Genomic DNA, 25847 nt, shown 5'->3' with positions numbered 1-25847 from the left:
CACGCCTTGAGTCAGTGGCTTATGACAGGCCACTGTTTTCGCACAGATGGCGGTCAGAAGGGGGGGCTTGAGCTGCAACGCAACTGTCCTGACAGGCAACGCTCTTTACTACATAGAAGCATGCTAACTCTAGCCGATTCCAATTGAATCGGCAGGTATATTTTAATGAATACCAAGTCCTGCTATGAACGCATTCTCGGAATAATCTGCAGCGTCTTTGATGCGTATTCGGCTGTTCTGATAATGCCCGACAACTCCGGAAGAGAGTTTGCCGTTGTCGGCAGCTTCAGCCTGGGCGACCTTGTCGACAAGGGGGCGCAGTTTGTGCCCGGCAAAGGGCTTGTCGGTTGGATTGTCAGCAATCAGGGGCCAATGCTCGTCAACGATTTCGATACGCGCCAGTATCATCTCGGTTATTATTCCAGCAACGAGGAATCGAAGATAAAGGCCTTTATGGGGGTTCCTCTCAGGAACGGTACCGGAGCGCTTTGCCTCGACAGTAAGCGTCAGTACTCCTTCTCCAACAAGGACCAGAAGATTCTTCAGCTTTTTGCCGACCTTGTGTACGAGGTTCAGTCCAGCTCCTGCCTCGCTGCCGAGCAGGTGAATCTGAGCAAGTATTACAGCTGCCTGCAGCTGATTTACGGTCTGCGCAAACGGCACAAGAACTGGTCAAAGTTTCTTGAACAATATCTCGGCATAATGGCCGAGACATCCGGTTTTTCTTATTGCAGTTTTGCCTCTAGAGACGAAGCAGGGCACAACTATTACATCGAAGACGAAACCCAGTCCTACGTTCAGGGTGAAGCACAGGCCATTCCTTATGGCACGGGACTTGTGGGGTGGGTGTTCAAGAACAGCAAGCCTGTTTTCATGGGCGGCTCCGATTCGGGCACGCAGTCTTCTCCGCTGTACGGCAAAGTCTCCACGCACCCCGGCTTTCAAAGCGTCATTTGTCTGCCTTTGACCATCGGACGCATCACCCGCGGTGTGCTTGTCTTTGCGAGCGAAAATCCTAAGGAAATTCCGGACGAGCTTAAGGTTTTTTGCCAGATGGCTTCCGAACATCTGGCATTATTTCTTGAAAACTTGTATTTACGGAGTCGGCTGCATGAAGCCGCTCAACAATTGCATCAGTTGCAGCAGGCGGCAGCAACAAAAACAGAGCAGTCTGAGGACTTTGAATTTGATTTTTCCACCTCGACCCAAGAAGAGAGTGCCTAAATGTTCGGCAAATTGTTAGGACTGTTCGGCAAAGACCTTGCCATGGACCTCGGCACCGCCAACACGCTTTTGTATACCAAGAACGATGGGATCGTGCTGAACGAACCGTCCGTTGTTGCCATAGATAACGATCGGAACACCGTGCTTGCGGTGGGTAAGGAAGCCAAGGAATTTCTCGGCCGTACCCCCCAGCGCATCCGTGCCATCCGCCCCATGAAGGATGGTGTTATTGCCGACTTTGAAGTCACCAAGCAGATGATTTCCTTCTTTATCAAGAAGGTCATTACCGGTTTTTCCCTTGCCAAGCCCAATATTGTTATCTGTGTTCCTACCGGCATTACGCAGGTTGAGAAAAGGGCCGTCATAGAATCTGCACAGCAGGCCGGTGCCCGCGATGTGCGGCTTGTTGAGGAACCCATGGCGGCAGCCATCGGGGCCGATATGCCTATTCACCAGCCCATGGGCAACATGGTCGTTGATATCGGCGGCGGCACCACGGAAGTGGCCGTTATTTCGCTTTCCGCCATTGCCTATGCAGAGTCTGTCCGCGTGGCAGGCGATGCTATGAACAGTGCCGTGCAACGCTATTTTCAGGAAGAGTTCAAGCTGCTTATCGGCGAGAACATGGCCGAACGTATCAAGATCAGAATCGGGTCCGCGCACCCGCTGCCTGAAACCCTTTCCATGGATGTTTCCGGCAAGGACATGGTAACCGGCACGCCTAAATCCGTGCTCGTCACGGACGGGCATGTGCGTGAAGCCCTTGCAGACCCCGTTAAAGCCATTGTCATGGCCGTTCGTAAATCGCTTGAGAAGACACCCCCGGAACTTGCTGGCGATATTGCAGACAATGGTTTGCTGCTGGCCGGTGGCGGCGCCCTGCTGAAGGGATTGAATACCCTGATCACCAAGGAAACCAATCTCAAGGTTGTGATCGATGACGATCCCCTTACCACGGTGGTTCGCGGTACCGGTCGTACCCTTGATGACCGCAAGTTCTACAGCAAGGTGTACATCAACTAAGTTTTCCCTTTCGCCAGAAAGGCGGCCTCCGGGCCGCTTTTTTGTTGCGGGAAAATTGCAGTGAGTGCGAAAAGGACAATGTTATGGATGAGTTTGGATATGCATCGCTTCTGGAAGAAGCAACCGCTGCCGTGTGCGAGTCCGGCAACGTCATACTGGATAGCTGGTACAAGCCGCGCAAGATAACTCTGAAGGGGCGAATTGATCTGGTGACGGAAACCGATGTTGCCGTTGAAGAGGATCTGAAGCGCCGCCTGCACGCCATTCTTCCGGAAGCATCCTTTCTGGCGGAAGAAAGTGCGGGAACTGCACCGCTGACCGATCTGGCATGGATCATCGATCCGGTGGACGGTACCACCAATTTTGCCCATCAGATTCCTTTAGTGGCTTCCTCAGTGGGGCTGTGGCACAAGGGCAGGATGGTGCTCGGCATCGTGAATGCGCCCATTTTGCGGGAGTGTTTCACCGCTGCCCGCGGGCAGGGCGCCGCTTTGAACGGCCAACCGATGTACGTGACCGGCACTGACAATCTGGAACACGCCCTGATCGCAACGGGATTCCCCTACAGTATCCGTGACAATGTGGACGAGATTATGGGGTGGCTATCCAAGGCGCTGGTGACTTCGCGTGGCGTACGACGTTGCGGGGCTGCTGCTGTTGATTTCGCCTTTGTCGCCGCAGGGCGGTATGATGCCTTTTACGAAATCGACTTGCGTCCGTGGGATACATCTGCCGGATGGCTTCTGGTGGAAGAGGCAGGCGGCAAGGTAACTCAGCTGGATACCAATGCGCCTTTTGAGCTTTATTCCCGTGGCGTATTGGCGACCAATGGCGCGTTGCACGATACGATGTTCTCGCTGCTGAAAGGGCAGTAACCAGAACGCGGTGCTTTACGGTTCGACCGGTGGCTCATCCTCGTCTTCGTTGGCAACGGCGGGCAGGTCGGAAAAAAGGTAGCCGTTTTCCGCAGCCCAAATGACAGCTGGCGTCAGCAGCTCGCGGAAACCTTCAAGCATGGCTGCGAACTCTTCCTGATCCAGAAAAATGCCTTCGGCTACTTCTTCGGGGTTGGGGCAGGGCTTGTCACCGGCAAGCCTTGCAGAGAAAAGGGAAATGCAGGCGTATTCCGTTTCCACTGAAGCCGGAATGCTGACGATCTGGTTTACTTTTCCCGGAAAGACGCGGAGCTCTTCGTTCAGTTCTCTCAAGGCGGCGTGTTCTCTGGACTCTCCGGCGAGAACGTGACCTGTGGATGAAAGATCCCAACGTCCGGGATAGAGTTTTTTGCTTTTTGCACGGCGCTGCAGGTAGAGCCGGCCTTTTGCATCATACAACAGAGTGAGTACCACCCTGTGCCGCAACGGCTGAGTATGAACATCGGCGACCGGCATGACCATGAATGGCCTGTCGTTGCTGTCGACCACCTCGACAAGGTCGGCGATGCCTTCCTTGAGTTGGGAATAAATGGTTTCAATCATATTTACAGGATACAGGCTGTTCCGGATTCTGTTCTCGGATAGCTCAAGTTTGTGCCATGTCTGATAACACTACGAAAAATATGCAGGAAAAGTCTGCAGACGCCGCGGCAGCCCCTTGCGTCAGTGCGCAGGAAACGGAGTTTTTCAAGCTCGGGCCGGAGCATATATCGGAAGTTGCCGCTTTGGAAAAGCGGTGTTTTTCCATGCCATGGCAGGAGGAGCAGTTCCGTCTGGCCTTTGAACAGCAGATCTTTTCCATCTTCGGCCTGCGCTACAAGGGGGTGCTGGTTGCCTATGTGGCCGTGTATCACACCCAGTATGAACTGGAAATCCTCAATATCGCCACGCACCCAGACTACCGCAGGTCAGGGCTCGGCAAGCGTCTGCTCGGCCTGATGTTGCAGATTGGCGTAAAGATGGGCATAGAGAACTCGGTGCTGGAAGTAAGGCGCTCCAACAGTGCTGCCATAGCCCTGTATGAAAGTTACGGGTATGAGCAGTGTGGCGTCCGCAGACACTATTATGCCGACACCAACGAGGATGCCCTTGTGTACACCAAGGCGCTGCAGTCGGATGAAGGTGCTTCGAAATAGTTGCATGAATCATTGTGCGTCCGATATACCATCACATACCATCGCACAGAACGCTGGCATATTACTGAAGGAGACGACGGAAATGAAGAAGCTGATGGCCGCCAACTGGAAGATGTACAAGACCGCCGATGAGGCGAAGGAAACGGCGAGTGCCCTTGTGGAAAAGGTTGGCGCACTGCCTGCAGACCGGGAAGTGCTCATCTTCCCTCCGTTTACCGCCCTGCACGGCACCGTGGAAGCCCTGCGTGATGCAGCAGGCTTCAATGTCGGCGGACAGAATGTCTATCCGGCCGATGAGGGGGCCTTTACCGGCGAAATCTCTCCGTCCATGCTTGCCGCCTGCGGCTGCAACTGGGTGCTGACCGGGCATTCCGAGCGTCGTCATGTTCTGGGTGAATCTGATGCTTTTGTCGGCCAGAAGACCGCTTACTGCCTCGCAAAGGGCCTCAAGGTCTGTCTGTGCATCGGCGAGAAGCTGGAAGAGCGTGAGGCAGGCAGGCTGACCGCTGTGATTCATACCCAGCTTGAATCTGGCCTCAAGGATGTGCCGAAGGATCTGGCTCCTGAGAATATTGCCATCGCGTATGAGCCCGTGTGGGCTATTGGTACGGGCAAAGTGGCTGGACCCAAGGAAATTCTTGAAGCACACGCCATTGTGCGTGAAAAACTGGTGAGCATGTTCCCCGCAATTGGTGCGCAAATGCCCATTCTGTACGGCGGCAGCGTGAAGCCTGACAATGCTTCGGAAATCGTAAGCCTTGACAATGTCAATGGAGTTCTGGTAGGAGGCGCTTCTTTGCAGGCTGAAAGCTTCAGCCGCATCGTGCTCGCATAAAACTGGATTTCAACGATCTCCGTTGTTCCTAGGAGGACAATCTCAGTGGAAAATCTGATTCTTATCCTGCATATCGTAGCCTGTGTCTCTCTTGTTATCCTTGTTCTGCTTCAGGCTGGCAAGGAAGGCATGGGGGTCATCTTCGGCGGCGGCAGCCAGTCCATGTTCGGAAGCGGCGGCGCTGGCGGTATGATTGCCAGACTGACCGGCATCATGGCTGTGATCTTCCTCTTTACTTCCCTGAGCTACAACTATATGACCGGTCACACGGGTTCCGACGAGTCCGGCATCATTGATGTGAAGATCGAAGAAAAGTCTGCACAGGAAAAGCCCATTCTTCTGGAAGAAGCTGCTCCCAAAGAGCCTGCTGAAAAGCCTGCTCAGTAAATTGGTATTCGGGTCTTAGTGACCTTGCTATACACGGGAAATCGCCGGGGTGGTGGAATTGGTAGACACGCTATCTTGAGGGGGTAGTGAGAGAAATCTCGTAAGGGTTCGAGTCCCTTCCTCGGCACCATAAGGTAGAAAGGCCTGTAGCTTAACGCTGCAGGCCTTTTTCCTTTATGTGTCCCAGGTGCTATCTCGTTTACCTGTTCAGAAACTCATTGATGCTGTCCATGAGCAGTTCAGGCTTTTCCTGATGAATAACGTGGCTGCTGAAAGGCACGTTAAGCAAACATGCTCCGGAAATCATATCAGCCAATTCCATGGCATGTTGCCTGGTAATGAGAATATCCTCATCTCCCCGAACAACCATCAGGTCGGAAGTGATGTTCCGAATCTCCTCGGCAGGATAGCCTCCAGAACTGGTATCCAGCCATAATCTAACGATTTCGCGTGTAAGCATGGGGAAATCCGGTTCCGGATTGAGGCGCTGGTAGGTGTTGTAGCTTTCCGGGAACATGGACTTCCAGTTTTCGGCGGTAATCCCTGCAAAGAGAGGACGCGCCGGATCATCCTCAGTCAGCCTCCAGTGCGACCCTATGGTTACAAGCTTCGGGATCTCGATGACGTGTGCGGCAGCCAGGCGCAAGCCCACAATACCTCCATCGCTGTGCCCGATGAAATTTGTCTGTGTGATACCCAGATGCCTTAGCACAGTTTCCACATCGTGTTGCATGCGCGAATAGGTGAGGGAGGAGGAACCGAGGGTGGATTTTCCCTGACCACGGCTGTCTATGCCGATCAGTCTGTAAGGCTGATCAAGCAGCGGAATGATCTGGCTGAAATCCTCAATGCTGCCGAAGCCTCCATGAAGGAAGACCAGGGGAGTGGCTTTAGGGTCTCCCTGAATTTCGAAATAGATCCTTGCTCCCTCTACCTCAAGATGCTCACCATCTGCATGATTGAATGGAATCATGTAATGTTCTCCCATGTCACAAACCGGAAATGTTTATATGAAAAAATGCGCGGCACTCCGGGGGCAGACCGGAATGCCGCGCTGAGTGAAACAACCGACCGGGGAAGCCTTTTCGAGAGTCGGTTTTTTCGCACGATCAAAAGTTTATAAAATGCAACATGAAGGGGCCAAAAAAACGGGACGAATCCCGCACAGGACAATGCTGACTGAACAGAGACAGGCCGCAGCATTATCGCAGGGAGTCAATATCCAGCGGACGGCCGCAGCAGGGACAGGTTTCAACTTTTCGACCGGCATTGATACCTGCGGAGAAGATCCGGTAGGCAAAGGAATTGGTATTCATGATGTAATCGACCAGAACCATGAAGCCGCAGGTGCAGAAACGCTTTTGCATGACCGTTCTCCTTGTATGCTGCAAATATTGTTTATGTAAGTTAACTTCGTGTTGCCAAAAAAAGGGCATAGCCCTTTGTATTGGTTATGTAAAATCTAGCGATATTCCCGACAGATCCAGACAATGCGTCCTATGACGCGAAAGCTTTCAAACTCATCGCCCCGAACGTGGATAGGCGAGTAATCCGGGTTGTCACTGTGCAGGACAACTTCTCTCATCTTGCGTTCAAGTCGTTTCACCATGACAGTATCTTCAAGGCCTACGGCGTAGATGGAACCGGCAAAAATGTCTTTCTGAGACTGGTCCACAAGCACCATGTCGCCTTCCCGGATTTCGGGTTCCATGCTGTTGCCGAAAACATCCATCAGAACCATGGAGCCGGGCTTGCCTTTTTTGGCCAGCCAGTCCTGTCTGAAGATGTGTTCCTCCACCACGGCTGCCTCCACGTCAAAGGAGCCGCCGCCTGCGCACAGGCGCGCATAGACCTTGGGAACTGTCGCTATGGCAGGAATGTCAGCCACCTGTTCGTGCTCAGAATGAGTGGCAGGAGCAGGGGAGACCGGTGCAGCAACATCCGCTTTTGATTGCTGCGGCACCCCTTTTCCGAATTCAAGCCAGTCGGGATTAAGGCCGAATTGACGTGACAAGGCCAGAATCCATTTGGGAGGCACAGCATCACGTCGCTTCGCCTGCGTAATGGCAGAGCGGTTGACTCCCAGCGCCGTTGCAAGATCCTGCTGACTCTTGATGCTTGTGGCTTTTTCCAGTCGGCGGAAGAACGTGTGGAAATCCAGTGAGGCCATGCTTTCTCCTTATTGTGTTGCTCTGTTGCTGTTTATAAACAAAGATAAACATCGTACGCAAGCTTTTTTTGCGATAAAGTTTATAAATATAAATTGTAAAATTTAATATGCTGAAATTGTGAAAGATTTTTTCTATGAGCTAAAAAAACAGGGCCGAAAGCATTGCTTCCGGCCCATATTGTTTATTTGGTATATGCACCTGTCTTGCGATCAGGCGGATGTCGGAAAACGAAGAGCTACAACGCACCCTCTTCAAGTGCGATGAGGTCGGCGTACGTTTCACGCTTGCGGATGACCTTGGCGGTGTTGCCTTCGACCATGACCTCAGCTGCTCGCAGTCGTGAGTTGTACTGGGAACTCATGGAGAAACCGTATGCACCTGCCGAGAATAGTGCGAGCAATTCACCCTGCTCAACTGCGGGGATGGTTCTGTCCTGCGCCAGAAAGTCACCTGATTCGCATATGGGGCCGACAACATCAACGTCGTGAGGCTCGCGACCTTGCGGAACCACTTCGGCTATGCGGTGGAAGGACTGGTAGAGCGAGGGGCGAACCAGATCGTTCATGGCGGCATCCACGATTACAAAGTGCTTGCTGGGCGTGTCCTTGGTGTAAACAACCTCGGTAACCAGAATGCCCGAGTTGCCGGCAATAACGCGTCCCGGTTCGAGAATGAGCGTGAGCCCGGTTCCCTTCAGGCGCTCCGTGACAGCCTTGCCATATTCCACAGGGTGGGGCGGTTCTTCCGTATTATAAGGGATGCCTAGGCCGCCGCCCAGATCAAGGTAACGGATGTCTATTCCTTCCGTCTTGAGGGTTTCATAGAAGCTCATGACCCGCTCAAGCGCTTCAATAAAGGGCTCGATGCTGGTCAGCTGCGATCCTATATGACAGTCGATGCCGATAGGCTCCACTCCCTCCAGCTCTTTTGCTCGGCGGTATGCCGCAAGGGACTGCTCGATATCCAGACCGAATTTATTCTTCTTCAGGCCCGTGGAAATATACGGATGGGTTTTGGGGTCCACATCCGGATTAACACGCAGTGATATGCGGGCTACTACACCCATTTCACGGGCAACAACGGCTATGCGTTCCAATTCCTGACGTGATTCCACGTTGAACATCAGGATGCCGGCCTCAAGCGCCTCACGAATCTCGGAGCGTTTTTTACCTACCCCCGAATAGACAATGCGCTCAGCAGGGATGCCTGCCTTGCGTGCGCGATGCAGCTCCCCGCCGGAAACGATATCCATGCCCGCGCCAAGAGCGCCGAGCAGTTTGAGGATACTCACGTTGGAGCATGCTTTCACCGAATAGCAGGTAAGGTGCTGAATGCCTTCGAACGCGGAATCAAACGCCTTGAAGTGGTGTGAGAACGTGGCGGAAGAGTAAATATACAGCGGAGTGCCGTGTTCCTGCGCAAGTTGGCGAACAGGCACGTCTTCGGCGTACAGTTCGCCGTTGCGGTATTCGAAATGATGCATGCGACCTCCAGAGGGAACAGGGTTATTCCATCTCAACACCGCGAACGGTGGAGATGGCATGTTCCAGCGTGCCGTGTACGTTTACCCCGACAAATCGCCAGCGATACGCGGAGGATTTGCGCTTGGGGCAATACAGCCTGGAGAACGCGCCCTGCTGCGAGGTAATGCCCAATTCTTCCGGAAGGTATTCCATCCGTTCATTGGGATTGAAGGGGCAGGTGGGGCAGTCCTCTGCGGAACCGGCAGTCTGCAACTCCAAAGCAATATACTCTATGTTGCGCAAATTTCCATTCAATTCCGCTTCAAAGCGGATGCATTCTTCATTGGCAGGAGCGGCGCTGGCGCGGATCCACTTGAAGGTATCGTTGGTGTTTCGGGGCTGCGGCCATCCCTTTTTGCCGCATCCTGCAATCAGGGGAGTAGCGGCAAGCAGCGCCACAAGAAGACCCGAGCAAATTCTGGCTACAGTGGAATTATTCATCGCTTTCCTCGCTTGTGGTGTGGCCCCAGAGCATTTTCCATTCGGTAAGGCGTTTCAGGGCATCCAGCGGTGTCATGTTATCCGTATCAATATCGCGTAACGCCGTCAGCAGGGGATGCACGGGGGCTTCCACCACAGGGCGTTCCTTGGGCTTGGGTGGTTCCGGGGCGGGCATACCGGGCAACATGGACTGCGCAGGCCTCGGGGCCTCAAAATGTTGGCCAGATGCCTTGGCCTTGCGTTCCAGATCTCCGAGAATCTCCTTGGCGCGGCGTACAACGCCACCGGGTACTCCGGCGAGTTTGGCCACTTCAATGCCATAGCTCCGGTCGGAAGGACCGGGAACCAGACGGCGCAGGAACACGATATCGCCGTTCCACTCCTTGATGGCAATATTCATGTTGTGCACGCCGGGAATGGCCCCTTCAAGGGCCGTAAGTTCGTGGTAGTGCGTGGCAAAGAGGGTGCGGATGCCGTCAGACCTGCGGGAAAGCTCTTCCACCACGGACCAGGCCAGAGAAAGCCCGTCGAAGGTGGATGTTCCGCGGCCGATTTCATCCAGAATGACGAAGCTTCGCTTGGTCGCCTGTCGCAGGATGCGTGCGGTTTCCATCATCTCAACCATGAAAGTGGACTGCCCCTGCGCAAGGTTGTCTGAAGCGCCTACACGGGAGAAAATACGGTCTGTCAGGCCGATGCGCGCTTCTCGCGCGGGAACAAAGGAGCCAACCTGCGCCAGAATGCAGATAATGGCGGCCTGTCGCAACACGGTGGATTTACCTGCCATGTTGGGGCCGGTGATGAGCAATACCCGCCGCTTGTCATCAATGCGCAAGTCGTTGGGAATGAAATTGCTGCTGCCTTGCACGGCTTCCACAACGGGGTGGCGGCCTTCCACAATGGTTATATCCTGCCCGCTATGCAGTTCGGGACGGGTCCAATTCCACTTGCGGGCCGTCTCGGCGAGGCTTTGCCAGTAGTCGAGGCAGGCCAGCATGTCCGCCATGAAGAGCAGTCGCGGACGAGCCTGCGCCACGAGATCGCGTAACTCCTGAAAGAGCTTGTATTCAAGGCTCTTGCGGGTGTCTGAGGCTTCGAGCAGCTTTTCTTCCAGCTCCTTGAGACGGGGCGTGGTGAAACGTTCGGCATTGGCCAGCGTCTGCCTGCGGATAAAGTGCTCCGGAACGGATTCCCGAACCGCGTTGGAAAGCTCGAAGAAGTAGCCGAACACGCGGTTATACTTCATCTTGAGCTTGGGAAGGTTGGAGGCCTGTTGTTCTTCTGCCAGCAGTTCCTCAAGCTTTGCTTCGCCATGCTCGGTCAGCTCAATCAGCTCATCCAATTCCGGCTTGTAGCCGAATTTGAAGAGCCCCCCTTCAGTCAGCAGATGGGGTGGATTATCCACGAGCGCGCGATCAAGCAACTCACTGTAATCATAGAGATCATCCCAGTTGGTGAGCAGGCGTTTGAGGAAAGCGGGAATGGTAAGCCCCTGTTCCTCATCGGCATTAATATACGGATCGGTGCTCTCCGGTTTTTCCAGTATGGCGCGGATGCGGGGCAAGGCACCAAGGCTATTTCGCAGGGCAATGTAATCCTTGGGTGTGGCCCGATTCAATTGGATGCGCGTGCTGAGACGCTCAATATCGTAGACGTCTTTCAGGGCAGCACGGAACTCGCTCCGCAAACTGTCACGGCTTGAAAAATGCTCAACGGCATCAAGCGTCTCTGTAATGGGAGCAAGCTCGCGCCACGGGTGTCGCAAACGCTCCTCAAGCAGGCGTCCACCCATGGGGGTCTGGGTCTGGTCAAGAACATGCCACAGGGTTCCCAGTCCTTTTCTGCCGTCAAGACGCCGGAAAATTTCAAGATTTCGTTCGGTGATCTCGTCAAGGATGAGGTGTTTGCTCAGGTTGAGCAACTTGAACTGGCCAAGATGCGTCAATTCCTGCTTCTGCGTCTGTCCGAGGTAGGAGAGCAGGGCGCCGCAGGCCCGGGTCAGCTCCTTGTGTTTCTCAAGTCCGATGACGGCGAGATCCGTGATGCTGTGCAACTGCATGACACGGTCGCGGGCGCTGGCGTAATCAAATCCGGGACGTGCGGGCATGCGGTTTACATGCGTTTCCACCAGTGCAAAGGCTTCGGGAACGTTCACGTTATCAGGCACAAGCAGTTCGCGTGGTCCCATCTTCTGGGCCCATTGCCATAACTCATTGACCTTGCTGACAGAGAGACCGGACCAGTCGCCGGTTGAATAGTCCAGCCATGCCAGTCCGCCGCTTCCCGCGGCTTCATCCCAGAAGAGTGCGGCCAGAAAGTTATGGCCTTTGGCGGCAAGGTTGGCATCTTCAACCACGGTGCCGGGGGTCAGCACGCGTTTAACAGCGCGTTTAACCAGCCCCTTGGCTTCCTTGGGATCCTCAATCTGTTCGCAGATTGCTACCTTGTGGCCTTTATCAAGCAACTGGGGAAGATATGTTTCAGCCGCGTGATAAGGCACTCCGCACATGGGAATGCGGTAGTCGGCATTGGGGCTGGAACGACTGGTGAGGGTGATCTGCAGATCGCGGGCCGCGATCTCGGCGTCCTCAAAAAAAAGCTCGTAAAAGTCGCCCATTCGATAGAAGAGCAGGCAGTCCTTATAGTCCTCCTTGATCTGGAGGTACTGTTCAAACATGGGAGTCAATTTGGGAATTGCGGCATCGCTCATGGTATTGTTGTTCGGCTGTAACGTCATGAAAATATAGTAAGAGTTGTCACGATGTCCAATTGTTCGGAGGAGGGCCGGACATGAAGGTCCGGCGGGAAAAATCAGTCTTGCAGCGAGACTCTGAAAGCGGCGGAATGCCAGCTGCGGCAACGCGGACAGACATAGAAGGTATTTGAGCGCCGCATACCGCAACTGCTGCAGACGAAACGCTTCACCTTTTTGGCCTGATCGACAAAGAAGGCGAGGTGGTTGCGGAAGACAGGCGAAAGAGGCTGGTCGTCCATGGACAGTCCCAGCAACTCAAGGCGTGCAGCCCAGAAATCGGGACACAGCACCATGGTCTTGGCAAGCCATGCATTTGCCTCTTCAGGATTACCGCAGCGTAGAAGGAACAGAGCTCCGTAGTACTGGAGAATGAGGTCGGGCTCCTGTGCTTCTATGGCGGGCATGATCACTTTGCAGAGGTTGGCGGTAAACTGGGCATCATCTTCCGTGCCGATGTCTGCCTTGGATGGGGCAAAGCCGATCATGCCTTCAAGCAGCAGAAAGCGCATGGAGGGCGCAACGGCCCGTAGGGCCTCCGTCAGCAGGGAGCCGGTCTTCTTCCACTCCCGGTCTGTCGTCGCCAGCGAGATAAGCGCGAGCCATGCCTCCACAGATCCGCTGTAGACTTTCAGTGCCTTGCTCAACAGGCGTTTGCTGTCTGAAACAGCTCCGGAATCGTAGAGTTCCTCCGCATGACGGACCATGTAGTGGGCCTGTGCGATGCGGTGGTTCAGTTTGCCGTAAAGGGAGGATGCGTTCTGGAAGTTGCCGGTCTCGGCGGAGAGGCGCGCCATGGAGCGAAGCAAATCTTCCGTTTCGCCGCCGAGCTTTCTGGCCTGCTCAAAGGCCTGCATGGCCCGATCCATGAATCCGCCGCGTTTGTAGTCGTGGCCGAGTTCAAAATAGGCCCGGGCCTTGAATTTATCATCAAGGCCCGGGCGAACGATCAAATTGCTTCGTATCTGGACGGCGCGCTCAATTTCGCCCTGCGAACGGAACAGGTTGCCGAGGGCAAGGTATATCTCCACGGCGTCCGGATCGTTGCGAACAGCCTGAGAAAGCTCATGTATGGCGGCTCGTGTATCCCGTTCACCTGGCGGAGTACCCCGGACAGGAGAAAGGATGGTGTTCCCTGAGCGTTTTCCGGAAACGCCGGGCCAGAAACGTCGCAGAATGGACACGATGTTATTCCGCCTTCTCCGACTCTGCAGAAACGGCTTCAACAGCCAGAGGCTCGGAAGCTTCCAGCGGCTGGGTGCGCAGGGCATTTACTTCTTTTTCGAGCTTCTTGGACTGCTTGCGGGCTTTGCGGACTGCAGCGCCAAGACGGATACGCTCAACAAAGAAGAACAGAATGACTACCATGGCACCAAGGGCAAAAGCGCCCAGAATAAGGAAATAGATGGGCAGGGGAATGGTCGACCAGGACTGGAAGAGCAGGTCGAACTTGAGGGTTATTGTCTGGGAAAGCTCCGCGGTATTCTGCTGGAAGAAGACCATGGTAAGGAAGAAAACAATAACGAGCCCCAATACCTTGATAAAACGCATATATTCCTCCTGAATTAACTCATGCCGGTTCGGGGTGTTCTTGTGGCAGTCCCAATTTCCGGCCTTCCTGATGGTTATGCAATATTATAACGCGTCAAACAACGGTTTTAATGCCTGATATGTTGAATGCAGATGTTCAGGAATCACGCGAGTTTCATTCATGACAGCCATGAAGGATGAATCGCCGTTCCATCTGGGAACAAGGTGGAAGTGCAGGTGCTCGCGGATACCGGCGCCGGACGCTTCACCAAGATTGAGCCCCACATTGATGCCGCCAGGGTTGAAGCGTTGCTTGAGGATGCGCACGCATACCTGCAGCAGGTCCATGTTTTCATGGGCTTCTTCCGGAGTAAGGTCGGCCAGATTCATGACGTGACGGTACGGGGTAACCATCAAGTGGCCATTATTGTAGGGGAACTTGTTCATGATAACGAAGTTGTGCTTACCACGATATAAAATGAGGCGCTGCTCATCTTCGTCTGTGTGTTCTGGCAGACAGAAAACACATGAGTCCGGCTTGGGACCAAGAATGTAATCGAGCCGCCATGGGGCCCAGAGCACTTCCATATCTCGACCTTGTCTCAACCTTTACTTTAACTTTATTATGAACAAAGCTCATGCAAGCAATGCATGATATACCTCAGCATTCAAGATGGTTGCAAACGGAGACTGAGTTTTCTCCGTATCCGCCTCATGACCGAAGCCGGATGTATGCAGCACTGCTTCATGTGCAGATAAAGTCTGTTGGGTCTACACGCGATACGACACAAGGGCAAGCCCTTAGGCTGTTGCTGTTGTTTGGTTTATGCCAGTAAACTGCGGGCTTTCGTTTGCAGATCAGTTGCTGTCATCCGGAGGGATAACGGGCTCATTCTGTTCAGGGGCAGGCCCATCCGAACCACCGGCCGCCGGCTCAAGCGGGATATCCTCAGAAAACACGGCATGCGCCGGATTGCTGTCCGGAGCAGGGATGTGACAGACCTTTCTTCTGGCAAAGTATTCGGCATCTTTCTCTGTTTCTTTCAATATCAGCGACATGGCCAGTTCAAGTTGCATCTGACGGGTGGGGACTTCTCCATCCAGCTTGGCTGCCAGAACACGTGAGAGGACCCTGCCATAGGCAGGACCAGGCGGTGCGCCCATGATTCTCAAATCTTCGCCGGAGATATCAATCTTCATGCCGCGCAGATGCGTCAGGTAGTGCGAAATGCTCTTGCGAAGCTCATCGGCCTTGGTACGGGCCATAATGAACAGTAAGCCTTCTATACCTATAGGTGAAAGCGTGCGATACAGTCCGCTCATGGTGCGGTCATGCCGCCCCCAGGTATTCAGAAGCGTAATGCCTTCGCGGATATTCTCCCTGAGCGTGAGGAAATCCTCTTCCTGCCGTTTGGTCAGGTTGAAGCGCGCAGCCACTTCCTTCACTTCAACATAGGTCGCGTTCATCAACAGGCCCATGAGATACAGCATCCATGGTTCAGGAACATCGGAAAGGTACAGCAGGCGATACCAGCTCGCCACGCTTTCCAATTCTCCAAGCACCTGTTCCTTGGTCTGGGTGAGCCGCAGCTGCGGATGAATGATGGTCAAAATGCCGAACTCTTCCATCCGACGCAGACAGGCGAGGGGGCGACCTTCATGCAGAATCGCATCCACTTCGTTGAAAATGCGGCTGCCGGTAAGCTTGTCCATTAGTCCCAACTGCAGCGCGTTCTTGATCAGGCGGGTGGTCTGCGGGCCAATCTGAAAGTCGAAGCGTTTCTCAAACCGGATGGCGCGCAGAATGCGTGTGGGGTCTTCCACAAAACTCAGGGAATGCAGCACGCGCAGCATTCTGTCCTTCATGTCCCGCTGCGCACCGAAAAAGTCGATAAGACGACCGAATTGCATTTTATTCAGCTGAATAGCCTGCGCATTAATGGTGAAATCGCGTCTGTACAGGTCCATCTTGATGGACGACAATTCCACCGTAGGCAGGGCCGCAGGATATTCGTAATACTCAAGGCGGGCGGTGGCTACGTCCACACGCTCTTGGTTGCCGTTCTCTCCCTTGTATATGACTACCGCCGTCTTGAACTTGTTGTGGGCACGCACACGGCCGTTCAGCACCCTTGCCAGCTCCCGGGCAAAGGCGATGCCGTCACTTTCCACCACAAGGTCAAGGTCGAGATTGGTGCGCGAAAGCAGCAAGTCACGGACAAAGCCGCCTACAGCATAAACCGGAATGCCGAGCGAGTCTCCCAGGTTCCCCGCCACTTCCAGCAGAGTGAACAGGCGTGAGGGAAGCCGCTCCCGCAACAGGGACTTCACATTGCGTTCCCGTCGTTTTTCAGGAAGCAGTGTTTCCGGAATGCGTGCCGGTTCTTCCACAATGGTATTGATGATGTCCGTGCGGGTAATGACACCGATGATGGCTCCGTTTTCGACAACGGGCACAAGTCGCTGTCTGTTGCTGACCACGATTTCCATTACCGGATACAAGCTGTCGTCCGGATGCACCGTTTGCACTGACCGCTGCATATAGACGCTTACGGGCATATTGCCCAGACCATGCGTCATGGCCCGGGTTGCCGTCTGGTATTCCAGATAACCGGCCACCTCGAAGTGGTTGTCTTTTTTGATAATGGGAATGGCCTTGAGCCCGTAGCGATTCATGACCTCTTCCGCCTTGGCGATGGTTGAACCATCATCAATGCTGACGGCGGGGGCGGACATATGGTCGCGCACAAGCTTCTGCTTGTTCACGGAAGAAAAGAGCAGGGCGAAAAGTTCATCCTTTACTTGAGAGAGTGTCCTGTCCTTGACGGAGACGGACGCAGCATAAGGGTGGCCGCCGCCTCCGAGAGAAGAGCATATCTGGCCTACATCCACCTCAGGCAGACGGCTGCGGGCCACAACGTGAACCCTGTCCCCCATGCGCCCTAGCGCAAAGAGCACCTTCAGGTTTTCCATGTCGAGCATTTTATGGGCCAGCAGGGCAAAGTCGCCGACATAATGCTCTATCGTGGCTTCAGCCATGACGACGGAAACTCCATTGATGTCATGGGTTGAGGCGCTTTGCAGCAAGGCGCTGAGAATGGACACCTGCTCTGTCGTCAGCTCGCGGGTCATGAGTTCGGAAATGGCGTTCAGGTCCATCCCCTTGGTCTTGAGCCACGCCGCTGCCGCAAAGTCATGCTCCGTTGTCGAAGCAAAGGAAAATGAGCCCGTGTCCTCAAAAATACCAAGACCGAGCAGGGTGGCTTCCTCTTCAGAAACGGAGATGCCTTTGTCGCGCAGCATCAGGGTGATGATTGTCGTGGTCGCGCCCCATGACTGGTAAACGCTTAGTGACGCCGGTAAATCGTCATCGGATTCGGGGTGGTGATCGTAAAGATGGATTTCCAGATCAGGATTGTCGAGTGCAGCCGCCACGTGTGGAATGCGCGAGCGCTGGCGGGTATCCACGACAATGAGCTTTCGTACGGAACTGAAGTCTATGTCCTTGGCCTGCTTGAAGTTGAACATGTAGGTAGCGCTTTCAATGAAGAAATTGCGTAGGTTCCGTTCCTGGCTGCCGGGAAAGACCAGTACTGCATCAGGATACAGCTTGCTGGCCGCGACAATGGCCGCAAGGGCGTCGAAATCCGCGTTTGCGTGCGCTGTGATGAGTACGGGAGCGTGAATCAATTGCCCGTTACCATTGTTGTTTGAATTGCTGGGCACGCTTACATCCTTGAGCGGGGGTGAAACTGGCGGTGCACCTGCCGGAGCCGGTCGGCCTGAACATGCGTGTAGATTTCCGTGGCTGCAATGTCGGAATGCCCGAGCAATAGCTGCACAGTGCGCAGATCAGCCCCGCCGTCAAGCAGATGCGTGGCAAAAGAATGTCTGAATGTATGCGGAGACACATTCTTACGTATGCCGCTTTCCAGCACATAGCGCTGGATATTCTTCCAGATGGCCTGCCGCGAGAGTTGCTTGCCGGAACGGTTCAGGAACACAAAGTTCTCTACCGGCGAAAAAGCCGGACGCCAGTCCCGGAGGTAGTTCGTCAGAAACTGGGCTGCGGCGTCATGAACCGGCACAATGCGCTCTTTGCTGCCCTTGCCGAAGACCCGGACAAGGCCGGTCTGGGCATCAAAATCCACCGGAGCAAGGGAGATAAGTTCGGAGACGCGCAACCCGGCAGCATAGAGCAGTTCCAGCATGGTTCTGTCCCTGAACCCAAGCTTGGTCTTGAGGTCGGGCTGGGCAAGGATGGCGGCTACCTCCTCCTGCGAAAGCACATCCGGAAGGGTTTTAGGCAGCTTCGGATTCTCAAGGTATTGTACCGGATTGTCACTCAGCGTCCGTTCTTCAAGACAAAAGGCGAAAAATCCCCGCAAGGCGGAAAGGTGCCGGGCAAGGCTCCGGCTGTTGAGTCCCCGCCTGCGCAGGTACATAACATATAAAAAGAGCGACTGGTCGGTTACGGCTTCAAGCTGAAAGCGTTTTTCTTCAAGGAACAGCAGAAAGCTTTCCAGATCGGCGGCATACGACGCAATGGTGTTTTCTGAAAGCCCGCGTGTGACAAGCAGGTGCTGCAAGTAGCTGTCAACAAGAGGATGGGTTGGGGGAGTGGTGAGTGCCTGTTGGGTCATCAGTTTTCCATGGGTGAACTGGCTGGTTACATATCAATTGCCATAACAGGTTACACGCTGTCGGTATGGCAGACAAGGGCAGGGGATGATGATTTCTTGGCGTCGAACAGATCTGACCAACAGCCGGTTGCTCTTTCCTTCCGGAGCAGCTTTATAAACTGGCGCTCGAGAGTGATTGAACGTCCACTAAACACTTGTATTTTAGACGTACAAATGGCATATGCCTCACAAGTCAATAGAGAAGGAACAGGGCTTATGGCAGAGCCCTTCTTTTTTTACCGGCAAAAGGGATTGAAATTTCAAGGAGAACGCAACGCTATGGCACAGTTCCAGCTTGCAGACCGTTTGGCTAAACTGCCCCCGTACCTCTTCGCAGAAATCGACCGGATCAAGGCACAGGTTGCCGCCCGCGGTGTGGACATCATCAGTCTGGGAATTGGCGATCCCGACATGCCCACCCCCGATTTCATCATTGAGGCCATGAAGAAAGCGGTGGAAAAGCCTGCCAACCATGCATATCCCTCTTACGTGGGCATGCTGTCCTACCGTGAGGCCGTGGCCGACTGGTACAAGAGACGCTTTGATGCAGACCTTGATCCGAAGACTGAAGTTGTCAGCCTTATCGGTTCCAAGGAAGGCATCGCCCATTTCCCGCTGGCGTTCATCAACCCCGGCGACCTGGTGCTGGTGTGCACCCCCAACTACCCCGTATACAATATTGCCACCGAATTTGCCGGCGGCATTGTGCAGTTCGTGCCTCTGACCGAGGACAACAGCTTCCTGCCCGACCTTGATGCCATTGATGAAGCAACGTGGATCAAGGCCAAGGCCATCTTCGTGAACTATCCGAACAACCCCACGGCCGCCATGGCTGACGTGGCGTTCTACGAAAAGCTCATCAGGATTGCCAAGCAGTACAACGTGATCGTGGTTCACGATACCGCGTACACTGAAATCTACTACAATGAAGACAACAAGCCGTTGTCCATCATGTCCGTTCCCGGCGGCAAGGACGTGGCCATTGAATTCCACTCCCTGTCCAAGACCTACAACATGACCGGCTGGCGCGTGGGTATGGCCGTAGGCAACCCACAGCTGGTTCACGGCCTTGGCAAGATCAAGGAAAACGTGGATTCCGGTGTGTTCCAGGCTGTTCAGGAAGCGGGCATCGTGGCCATGCGCGACGGTGACCCCTTCACCGCAGAGCTTCGCAAGATCTACAAGCAGCGTCGCGACACCGTGATCGCAGCCCTGCGCAAGGTGGGCATTCACTGCAACGTGCCTGAATCCACCTTCTACATCTGGTGTCGTGTTCCGGCAGGCTACACCTCGTCCGAATTCGTCACCAAGGTGCTGCAGGAAACCGGCGTAGTCGTAACCCCCGGCAACGGCTTTGGTGCTCCGGGCGAAGGCTACTTCCGTATTTCCCTTACCGTGAACGACGCACGCCTTGAGGAGGCGGTATCCAGAATAGCCTCCAAGCTGTAGAAGCGTTCATCTGCCTCGGTTCCAACATGGGGGATACGGACGGCAATCTTGCCCGTGCCGTTGAAGCCATATCCGCTCTGGAAGGAGTCTCACTGGAAGCCGCTTCCGGGGTGTACCGGACCGAGCCGCAGGAGAAAAAGGATCAGGCATGGTTTGCCAATCAGGTAATCCGTGTTTCGTGCGATGCCCGTACGAGTCCTGAGACGCTTCTTGCCTCTTTGCTGAATATCGAGTCTTCCATGGGGCGTTGCCGTGACGGCAGCGCCCCTGAAGACCGTTTCGGTCCCCGCATCATTGATCTGGACCTGCTGCTGTTCGGCAGTTCCGTCATGGCAACAGAAACGCTTGTTCTGCCGCATCCGCGCATGCAGCAACGCGCCTTTGTTCTTATACCTCTGCACGAAATTGCCCCTGAACTGACTTTTCCCGACGGGAAAACTTTGTTACAAGCCTTGAACGCCTTGCAATTCAGATTGGTAGGCGATCAGATCTGGCAATAAAACGACAACGACAAGGGAAGGCCAATGCTCATCAAGTTACTGATTTTTGCCGTGTGCGGCTGGGCTCTCTTCAAAATGTTCACCAACGACAGCAAGCGAAAGACAGACAAGGACGCCGCCAAAAAAGCCAAGGATATCGAACGCAAGGTAGCCACCGGCGAGATGGTCAAAGATCCTGTCTGTGGAGCATACGTCTCCCTTGATCAGGAAATTCGGGTACGCAACGGGGAAACCATTCACCGTTTCTGCAGCTACGAGTGCCGCGACAAGTATCTTGCCCAGTTGGAGCAGGGCGGCCGTGAGATTGCCCAAGAGGTCAAAGAAGAGGCCTAACCATTTCATCGTTTTTTTAACGTTCAACGAACGTAGCAAGAGGTCCTTTCGGGCCTCTTTTTTATTTGGGAAACACGGAGGTATCCGGAAGGAACAGACGGCTTTGTATTGTCATCCATTGGAATTGCATGATATATTGAAAAATATGACTGTATCATTCGCGTGAACCACTTGACCACCAAGCGAGGCGACATGGAATTCTTTATTGATACGGCGAATCTGGATGAAATACGCGAGGCCAAGTCCTATGGACTCATAGATGGTGTAACCACGAATCCGACGCTGTTTGCCAGAGAAAAAGGAAATTGGCGAGAGATTGCGCAGGCAGTTTGCAACGAGGTTGAAGGGCCGGTGAGCCTTGAAGTCGTTGGCCTTACTGCCGATGAAATGGTTGCCGAGGCCGAGGAGCTTGTAAAATTCGGCTCAAATGTCGTTGTGAAGATCCCCATGATTCCAGAAGGAATCAAGGCCGTACGCAGACTTACTGATTTGGGAATCAAAACCAACGTGACATTGGTCTTTTCCCCCCTGCAAGCGCTGCTTGCTGCCAAGGCCGGGGCAACATACGTTTCCCCTTTTGTGGGACGTCTGGATGGCATAGCACAGGATGGCATGCATCTCATTCATGAGATTGTGACCATTTTCAACAACTACGGATTTGCCACCAAGGTGCTTGTTGCCAGTGTACGTCATCCGAGGCATGTGGTGGAATCTGCCACAATGGGAGCACACACGGTAACGGTTCCTTTCAAGGTACTCATGTCCTTCACCCAACATCCATTGACTGACAGTGGTCTGGAAGCTTTTCTCGCAGATTGGAAGAAGGTTGTGCAGAAGTAGGGGATGTGTGGAAAAACGATAAAAGCGCTCCGGCTTGTGCCGGAGCGCTTTTTTTATTCAACGCAGGGGAGTTAGCTGGCCCAGAGTGCTTTTCTGTTCCAATAGATACGGATGAACCAGATGCTCAGTATCATCATAAATACAAAGAGCGGCCAGCCCATAATCAGGTGAACACCCGCCAGAGAATTGTCTGGCATAGTGCCATAACTTGAGAAAAGGATGGCTCCTTTCAGCAGAAAAAGAAACGCCCAGCCCAGATTCACCAGACGCCAGCCGCGATTGTAGTAGGGCGACTGTCGAAGCCTTTCCGGGAAAAAACTCTCCTGTAGCAGGTCTTCTGCCAATCCCTGAAAGAGAGGTATACGTAACAGCGCAAACACCAAAAGGCCGGCACCAAGAAGCAAGGCGTAAAGGGCCGGTGTTTTTCCGGTCAGTTCGTGGCGTTCGGAAAACAGCGCGGCGAATTCGACCAGGACCAGCAGCGAGGCCACCCCGGAAAACCCGTCTAGCCTGTTGTCGGCCACAACACGCCATCCCAGAATACAAAAACACACGGCAGTAGCCCACATCAGCCCCTCAAAGGGAAAACCAATGCCGGACATGATGCCATACACACCGAAAGGAATGCCCAATCCCGTGAGCATTCGCACCAATTGAGCTTTGCCGACCATGCGGCGCACAACTCTGAACACTGAGTTTGTCATTCCGTACCCGTTTACAAGTGAGAAAAGCCCAAAAACGTCAAAACGTTACTCGCACAAGTAGTAGAGCACGGTCCTTCCGAAAGAAGGACAAACAATTCGATGAAGAAATGAGTATGTGCCCTAGGTCGATGATTACGTCAACCCACTGAATCCTTGTATTTTTTCATTGAGCAATCATTTGTAAATGGTCTGCCAGCGGCCTACGGGCATGGGAAAAGGACGGATTACATCTGATTCTTCACTTAGGGATCATGGCTCAGTCAAGATGGCTGACCATGGTGCAGACCACGCCGTCGCCCCAGAGTGGGTACGGCGACGAGAGCTTCCATTTTTTATTTTTCCAAGGTCAGGATCGCACTTTTCGTTTTGAGCCCCCAAAATGGATTTGGGGGACAGAGGCAGAATGCCTGTCATGTTGTGGAGAATGACTTGAAGAACGTGACAGTCCATCAGGAAGGATGAACAGCAATACCGATCCCAAGATTGGAAATGAGGCAGCTGTCGGGAAAGGTGGTTATGTTTGAAAGAACATTCTCAGGTGCTGAAGCATGGACCAAAGTGGGGAGTAAAAGTCACTGTATAATGTCTCATAATGTAAATTATGTTAACTTTTAAATATGGCATGATAAGTAAAATCACAAAGTTACTCCACTGTGGATATCCGTGAAACAATCGATAAGCTTTCCACAGCCACTCGCCCGAATGCTCTCTTTGAATTCTGTAAACCCATCATTCAGACAGGCTGACACCACGGCATATGGTGCACCTCTCTCTATGCGGTTTGAGCCAAAGCTCTACGTGGAGATTTGAGGCTTCCTTTTTGGATTTATGGGCAACGGCTCGCCCCATTTTCATTTCAGGCCTCAGAATTGAGATATGAATGAAAAAGGCCACGAAGTGTTAAAACTCCGTGGCCTGAAATGACAAGGGGGCTGTATTGTATCGAAAAGAACCCTATTTGCTCGTCATGCGATACACGCCGTCCCATGGCTCCCCTGTCGGTACCGGGGGATTCTCCCTGTATTGCAAGCAGCGCTTGATAAACACATCTGACGGCGTTGTCTGGGCATCGGGAAAACGTTCATACGCCTTTGCTTCGGTGAATGCGGCTATGGCTTTATCCCACTGCTGTGCTTGATAGAGGGTGATGCCGGAAGCAAAGAGATCGAACAATGAATGCTCAGTTTCACTGAGTTCTCCCTTCAAGGCCACAAGTTCATACACTTCAACCGGTTCGCTTTTTCCGACAACAGCAATGCGGTCAATAAAGCGTGTTTCCACATAATCCCGGACGGTTACCATGCCTCCACGTGTATCCTTAAAGGAAACATCAAGTGTATGTCCGCTGACAGCCGTATAGATGCCGAACTGCTTGGCGCCGGCTTCAAGACGTGCGGCAAGGTTAACGGGGTCGCCCATCATGGTATAGTTCATTCGTATGGCGCTCCCCATGTTGCCCACTACCATTTCTCCGCTGTTAATCCCTATGCGCATGCACATGTTATGTACGTTCACGGGCCATTTACTGCCATGAGGCCAGACTTCAGGCGGGTACCTCTTGGTGTTGCGGTCTTCAACCGTAGGATCATAGGTTTCCGCCAGCCATTTCCTTCTCAGGGCAAGCAATGAGTTCTGCATGGCCAGAGCCACCTTGCAGGCCCGTAACGTGTGATCCGGCAAATCCAACGGAGCCCCGAAAAATGCGATGATGGCGTCACCTTCATACTTATCCAGCGTACCACCGTCCGCAATAAGGATATCCGTCATGGCGGAAAGGTATTCATTCAATAGTTCGACGAGTTGCGGGGCCGTGAGGATTTCCGAGAAAGTCGAGAACTTCTGAATGTCCGTGAAATAGGCCGTCATTATGCGGGCTTCGCCACCCAGTTCGGGCATGGTTCTTTCCGCAATCATTTCCTCAATGAGTTCAGGAGATAAGTATGACTTGAAGGTTGCAGTGAGGAACTTCTTATGCCCTTCTTCCCTTCTGAACTTCATGAGGGTTAGCAGCGAAAAGTTCAGAATAAGTGTGAACATGGCTGTGAGCGGGGAAAGGAAGAAGCCATGCGTGGCAAAGCTCCATTTAGCGCCGAAAAGAAGCCCTGCCCCCATGATGATACAGGCAACAAGGGCCGGCATGGCCCCTGTCAACGACAGGATTATTGTTGAAATGAGACCGACCAGCAGTATGGCGTTGAACTCCAACGCTCGCGCATACCATGGGCGTGTAATGAAGTCGCCGGCAAGAATGGTGTCCAGCACCGTGGCATGCGCCTCAACTCCCGGAAAAACAGGGTCAAAGGGCTGTGCCCGCAAGTCCTTGAGGCCCGCGGCAGATGTCCCGATAAGGACAAGTCTTCCTTTAAGCGCATTGGGCTTCAGCTTTTGTTCCAGGATGTCCGCAGCTGAAATATAATCGAATGTGCCCCCTTTCCCCCGATACTTGAGAAGCATTCTGCCTCGTTCATCAAGCGGAATGACCATATCCGCGAATTTGATGGACTCAACACCGCCCTCCTTCATCTTTAAAGTAATCTGGGAATTACCACTGGCCTGCATGAGCATGGCAAGAGCCAGGCTGGGATAGATATTGCCCTTGAAATAGATGATGAGGGGGGTGCGACGCAGCATGCCGTCGATGTCCGGCACGGTGGTGAAGAAACCTGAACTGGGAGCAGCTTCGCCCAGAACCTGCAAATTGCATATGGCTTCCGGGGCGTTATAGAGCACGTCTTCAGGGGCGGCTGCACCGGCACTTGAAAGAATGACAGGCTTGACAGGATGAAGCGTACACGCTTTTTCGTTAGAGCCAGAAGATTCAAAGTTAAAGTGATATCCAAGGACAAAGGGGCCGTGCCTCAGGTTCTCGGCAAGCAAAACATCATTATCCAGCAAGGCGTCCGGCAGGCCGGAAATGTTCATCCGAACCTTCAAGTCTTCGGCAAGTCTTTCCTTGAGGATCCTCGGAGAGGTCCGGTCTGGCTCGGAAAAGACGATATCAAGCCCGACCGCGGCAGCGCCGTAGCGTTGCGCCAACGCCAGCAGCATGGCCACGCGGTATCTGGGCCATGGCCATTGGCCGAATTTTTCCAATGATTTCTCATCAATATCAATGATGATGGGAACACCTGTGGTTTCACGGGTGTGTGTCTGAATGAGCAGCTCGTCATAGACCTTGTAAACGAGCCCGCGGAGGGAAAAGGGATTCCAAAGATAGAACAGGAGCATCAAGGCGGTAATGCATACGCCGGTCATCAGAACGGCTATGCGTCCGCCAAGCTGAGTCTTCAGCCAAAGACGAAGTCTGCGAAAGCCCAATCGCATAGTTGCCCTCTCCTCGTGCGCGGAAAAGCCAACCCATGCGACAGCAGGGGGAATGGTG

At 53.6% G+C, this 25847-nt stretch carries 24 protein-coding genes and 1 tRNA gene; 11 read left to right on the top strand and 14 right to left on the bottom strand.

Translation table 11 applies throughout. The features are described 5' to 3' along the window. Positions 1 to 165: 165 nt before the first annotated feature. The 3 genes from N1030_RS04845 (at position 166) to N1030_RS04835 (ending at position 3122) form a co-directional block, all read left to right on the top strand. The gene (locus N1030_RS04845) at positions 166 to 1224 is read left to right on the top strand and encodes a GAF domain-containing protein (RefSeq protein ID WP_265828035.1); all 1059 of its coding nucleotides are present in this window, start codon (positions 166 to 168) and stop codon (positions 1222 to 1224) included. Then, on the top strand, positions 1225 to 2247 hold the full coding sequence (gene mreB, locus N1030_RS04840; RefSeq protein WP_265828034.1) for a rod shape-determining protein: 1023 nt from the start codon (positions 1225 to 1227) through the stop codon (positions 2245 to 2247). It begins immediately after the preceding gene. A gap of 83 nt (positions 2248 to 2330) precedes the next feature. Continuing rightward, positions 2331 to 3122: an inositol monophosphatase family protein gene (locus tag N1030_RS04835; protein ID WP_265828033.1), complete on the top strand. Its 792-nt coding sequence runs from the start codon at positions 2331 to 2333 to the stop codon at positions 3120 to 3122. 15 nt (positions 3123 to 3137) lie between these two features. Here N1030_RS04835 and N1030_RS04830 read toward each other — a convergent pair whose 3' ends face one another. Continuing rightward, a complete protein-coding gene (locus N1030_RS04830; protein ID WP_265828032.1) occupies positions 3138 to 3725 on the bottom strand; it encodes an NUDIX hydrolase in 588 nt (195 codons plus the stop codon). 56 nt (positions 3726 to 3781) lie between these two features. Here N1030_RS04830 and rimI point away from each other — a divergent pair, with 56 nt between their 5' ends. The 4 genes from rimI (at position 3782) to N1030_RS04810 (ending at position 5670) form a co-directional block, all read left to right on the top strand. Continuing rightward, positions 3782 to 4318 (top strand): ribosomal protein S18-alanine N-acetyltransferase, encoded by a 537-nt coding sequence (gene rimI / locus N1030_RS04825; RefSeq protein ID WP_265828030.1) that lies wholly within the window; start codon positions 3782 to 3784, stop codon positions 4316 to 4318. 82 nt (positions 4319 to 4400) lie between these two features. Next, positions 4401 to 5153 (top strand): triose-phosphate isomerase, encoded by a 753-nt coding sequence (gene tpiA, locus N1030_RS04820; protein WP_265828029.1) that lies wholly within the window; start codon positions 4401 to 4403, stop codon positions 5151 to 5153. Between the two features lie 45 nt (positions 5154 to 5198). Beyond that, positions 5199 to 5540 carry a preprotein translocase subunit SecG gene (gene secG / locus N1030_RS04815; RefSeq protein ID WP_265828028.1) on the top strand — a complete coding sequence of 114 codons (342 nt, stop codon included), beginning with the start codon at positions 5199 to 5201 and terminating at the stop codon, positions 5538 to 5540. 43 nt (positions 5541 to 5583) lie between these two features. Beyond that, positions 5584 to 5670, top strand: a tRNA-Leu gene (locus tag N1030_RS04810). Positions 5671 to 5739: 69 nt separating this feature from the next. Here N1030_RS04810 and N1030_RS04805 read toward each other — a convergent pair. From N1030_RS04805 to xerD, 11 genes are all read right to left on the bottom strand, one after another. After that, positions 5740 to 6513 carry an alpha/beta fold hydrolase gene (locus N1030_RS04805; protein WP_265828027.1) on the bottom strand — a complete coding sequence of 258 codons (774 nt, stop codon included), beginning with the start codon at positions 6511 to 6513 and terminating at the stop codon, positions 5740 to 5742. A 229-nt stretch (positions 6514 to 6742) separates the two neighbouring features. Beyond that, on the bottom strand, positions 6743 to 6907 hold the full coding sequence (locus N1030_RS04800; RefSeq protein WP_265828026.1) for a hypothetical protein: 165 nt from the start codon (positions 6905 to 6907) through the stop codon (positions 6743 to 6745). 95 nt (positions 6908 to 7002) lie between these two features. After that, positions 7003 to 7710, bottom strand: coding sequence for a LexA family transcriptional regulator (locus N1030_RS04795; RefSeq protein ID WP_265828025.1), 708 nt, complete (start codon positions 7708 to 7710; stop codon positions 7003 to 7005). A 236-nt stretch (positions 7711 to 7946) separates the two neighbouring features. Then, positions 7947 to 9194 carry a diaminopimelate decarboxylase gene (gene lysA, locus N1030_RS04790; protein ID WP_265828024.1) on the bottom strand — a complete coding sequence of 416 codons (1248 nt, stop codon included), beginning with the start codon at positions 9192 to 9194 and terminating at the stop codon, positions 7947 to 7949. A gap of 22 nt (positions 9195 to 9216) precedes the next feature. Further along, positions 9217 to 9675, bottom strand: coding sequence for a hypothetical protein (locus tag N1030_RS04785; RefSeq protein WP_265828023.1), 459 nt, complete (start codon positions 9673 to 9675; stop codon positions 9217 to 9219). After that, complete coding sequence (gene mutS, locus N1030_RS04780) at positions 9668 to 12385, bottom strand: DNA mismatch repair protein MutS (RefSeq protein WP_265828022.1); 2718 nt, start codon at positions 12383 to 12385, stop codon at positions 9668 to 9670. Before mutS ends, N1030_RS04785 begins: the two co-directional genes overlap by 8 nt. A gap of 101 nt (positions 12386 to 12486) precedes the next feature. Next, the gene (locus N1030_RS04775; protein ID WP_265828020.1) at positions 12487 to 13611 is read right to left on the bottom strand and encodes a tetratricopeptide repeat protein; all 1125 of its coding nucleotides are present in this window, start codon (positions 13609 to 13611) and stop codon (positions 12487 to 12489) included. A 4-nt stretch (positions 13612 to 13615) separates the two neighbouring features. Further along, positions 13616 to 13978: a LapA family protein gene (locus tag N1030_RS04770; RefSeq protein WP_265828019.1), complete on the bottom strand. Its 363-nt coding sequence runs from the start codon at positions 13976 to 13978 to the stop codon at positions 13616 to 13618. Between the two features lie 84 nt (positions 13979 to 14062). After that, positions 14063 to 14545: an HIT family protein gene (locus N1030_RS04765; RefSeq protein WP_265828018.1), complete on the bottom strand. Its 483-nt coding sequence runs from the start codon at positions 14543 to 14545 to the stop codon at positions 14063 to 14065. 270 nt (positions 14546 to 14815) lie between these two features. Next, positions 14816 to 17683 (bottom strand): CBS domain-containing protein, encoded by a 2868-nt coding sequence (locus N1030_RS04760; protein ID WP_265828017.1) that lies wholly within the window; start codon positions 17681 to 17683, stop codon positions 14816 to 14818. 2 nt (positions 17684 to 17685) lie between these two features. Further along, positions 17686 to 18600: a site-specific tyrosine recombinase XerD gene (gene xerD / locus N1030_RS04755; protein ID WP_265828016.1), complete on the bottom strand. Its 915-nt coding sequence runs from the start codon at positions 18598 to 18600 to the stop codon at positions 17686 to 17688. Positions 18601 to 18918: 318 nt separating this feature from the next. On the opposite strand from xerD, the gene N1030_RS04750 reads away from it, so the two are divergent. The 4 genes from N1030_RS04750 to fsa all read left to right on the top strand — a co-directional run bounded on the left by N1030_RS04750 (position 18919) and on the right by fsa (position 21761). Next, positions 18919 to 20088 (top strand): LL-diaminopimelate aminotransferase, encoded by a 1170-nt coding sequence (locus tag N1030_RS04750; protein WP_265828015.1) that lies wholly within the window; start codon positions 18919 to 18921, stop codon positions 20086 to 20088. Continuing rightward, a complete protein-coding gene (gene folK / locus N1030_RS04745) occupies positions 20064 to 20588 on the top strand; it encodes a 2-amino-4-hydroxy-6-hydroxymethyldihydropteridine diphosphokinase (RefSeq protein WP_338033335.1) in 525 nt (174 codons plus the stop codon). Before N1030_RS04750 ends, folK begins: the two co-directional genes overlap by 25 nt. A 24-nt stretch (positions 20589 to 20612) precedes the next feature. After that, positions 20613 to 20921, top strand: coding sequence for a transcriptional regulator (locus N1030_RS04740; protein WP_265828014.1), 309 nt, complete (start codon positions 20613 to 20615; stop codon positions 20919 to 20921). A 192-nt stretch (positions 20922 to 21113) separates the two neighbouring features. Beyond that, complete coding sequence (fsa, locus tag N1030_RS04735) at positions 21114 to 21761, top strand: fructose-6-phosphate aldolase (RefSeq protein WP_265828013.1); 648 nt, start codon at positions 21114 to 21116, stop codon at positions 21759 to 21761. Between the two features lie 71 nt (positions 21762 to 21832). Here fsa and N1030_RS04730 read toward each other — a convergent pair whose 3' ends face one another. Next, on the bottom strand, positions 21833 to 22432 hold the full coding sequence (locus N1030_RS04730; RefSeq protein WP_265828012.1) for a DUF3159 domain-containing protein: 600 nt from the start codon (positions 22430 to 22432) through the stop codon (positions 21833 to 21835). Between the two features lie 987 nt (positions 22433 to 23419). After that, entirely contained in the window at positions 23420 to 25789 is a 2370-nt protein-coding gene (locus tag N1030_RS04725) for a CHASE2 domain-containing protein (protein WP_265828010.1), read from the bottom strand. Positions 25790 to 25847 lie beyond the last annotated feature (58 nt).

It is taken from the genome of Desulfovibrio mangrovi (assembly GCF_026230175.1).
In the GTDB taxonomy this organism is placed as follows: domain Bacteria; phylum Desulfobacterota; class Desulfovibrionia; order Desulfovibrionales; family Desulfovibrionaceae; genus Halodesulfovibrio; species Halodesulfovibrio mangrovi.
The sequence above is the reverse complement of the archived record's forward strand: the minus strand, read 5'-3'. Positions and strand labels throughout refer to the sequence as shown.

Bases quoted from the DNA above. Each gene is read 5' to 3' on its own strand.
- N1030_RS04770 (WP_265828019.1), bottom strand. From the start codon at position 13,978: ATGCGTTTTATCAAGGTATTGGGGCTCGTTATTGTTTTCTTCCTTACC.
- tpiA (WP_265828029.1), top strand. From the start codon at position 4,401: ATGAAGAAGCTGATGGCCGCCAACTGGAAGATGTACAAGACCGCCGAT.
- rimI (WP_265828030.1), top strand. From the start codon at position 3,782: ATGTCTGATAACACTACGAAAAATATGCAGGAAAAGTCTGCAGACGCC.
- N1030_RS04795 (WP_265828025.1), bottom strand. From the start codon at position 7,710: ATGGCCTCACTGGATTTCCACACGTTCTTCCGCCGACTGGAAAAAGCC.
- N1030_RS04740 (WP_265828014.1), top strand. From the start codon at position 20,613: ATGCTCATCAAGTTACTGATTTTTGCCGTGTGCGGCTGGGCTCTCTTC.
- mreB (WP_265828034.1), top strand. From the start codon at position 1,225: ATGTTCGGCAAATTGTTAGGACTGTTCGGCAAAGACCTTGCCATGGAC.
- N1030_RS04730 (WP_265828012.1), bottom strand. From the start codon at position 22,432: ATGGTCGGCAAAGCTCAATTGGTGCGAATGCTCACGGGATTGGGCATT.
- xerD (WP_265828016.1), bottom strand. From the start codon at position 18,600: ATGACCCAACAGGCACTCACCACTCCCCCAACCCATCCTCTTGTTGAC.
- N1030_RS04805 (WP_265828027.1), bottom strand. From the start codon at position 6,513: ATGATTCCATTCAATCATGCAGATGGTGAGCATCTTGAGGTAGAGGGA.
- fsa (WP_265828013.1), top strand. From the start codon at position 21,114: ATGGAATTCTTTATTGATACGGCGAATCTGGATGAAATACGCGAGGCC.
- N1030_RS04830 (WP_265828032.1), bottom strand. From the start codon at position 3,725: ATGATTGAAACCATTTATTCCCAACTCAAGGAAGGCATCGCCGACCTT.
- N1030_RS04835 (WP_265828033.1), top strand. From the start codon at position 2,331: ATGGATGAGTTTGGATATGCATCGCTTCTGGAAGAAGCAACCGCTGCC.
- N1030_RS04725 (WP_265828010.1), bottom strand. From the start codon at position 25,789: ATGCGATTGGGCTTTCGCAGACTTCGTCTTTGGCTGAAGACTCAGCTT.
- N1030_RS04785 (WP_265828023.1), bottom strand. From the start codon at position 9,675: ATGAATAATTCCACTGTAGCCAGAATTTGCTCGGGTCTTCTTGTGGCG.
- lysA (WP_265828024.1), bottom strand. From the start codon at position 9,194: ATGCATCATTTCGAATACCGCAACGGCGAACTGTACGCCGAAGACGTG.
- mutS (WP_265828022.1), bottom strand. From the start codon at position 12,385: ATGAGCGATGCCGCAATTCCCAAATTGACTCCCATGTTTGAACAGTAC.
- N1030_RS04765 (WP_265828018.1), bottom strand. From the start codon at position 14,545: ATGGAAGTGCTCTGGGCCCCATGGCGGCTCGATTACATTCTTGGTCCC.
- N1030_RS04750 (WP_265828015.1), top strand. From the start codon at position 18,919: ATGGCACAGTTCCAGCTTGCAGACCGTTTGGCTAAACTGCCCCCGTAC.
- N1030_RS04845 (WP_265828035.1), top strand. From the start codon at position 166: ATGAATACCAAGTCCTGCTATGAACGCATTCTCGGAATAATCTGCAGC.
- N1030_RS04800 (WP_265828026.1), bottom strand. From the start codon at position 6,907: ATGCAAAAGCGTTTCTGCACCTGCGGCTTCATGGTTCTGGTCGATTAC.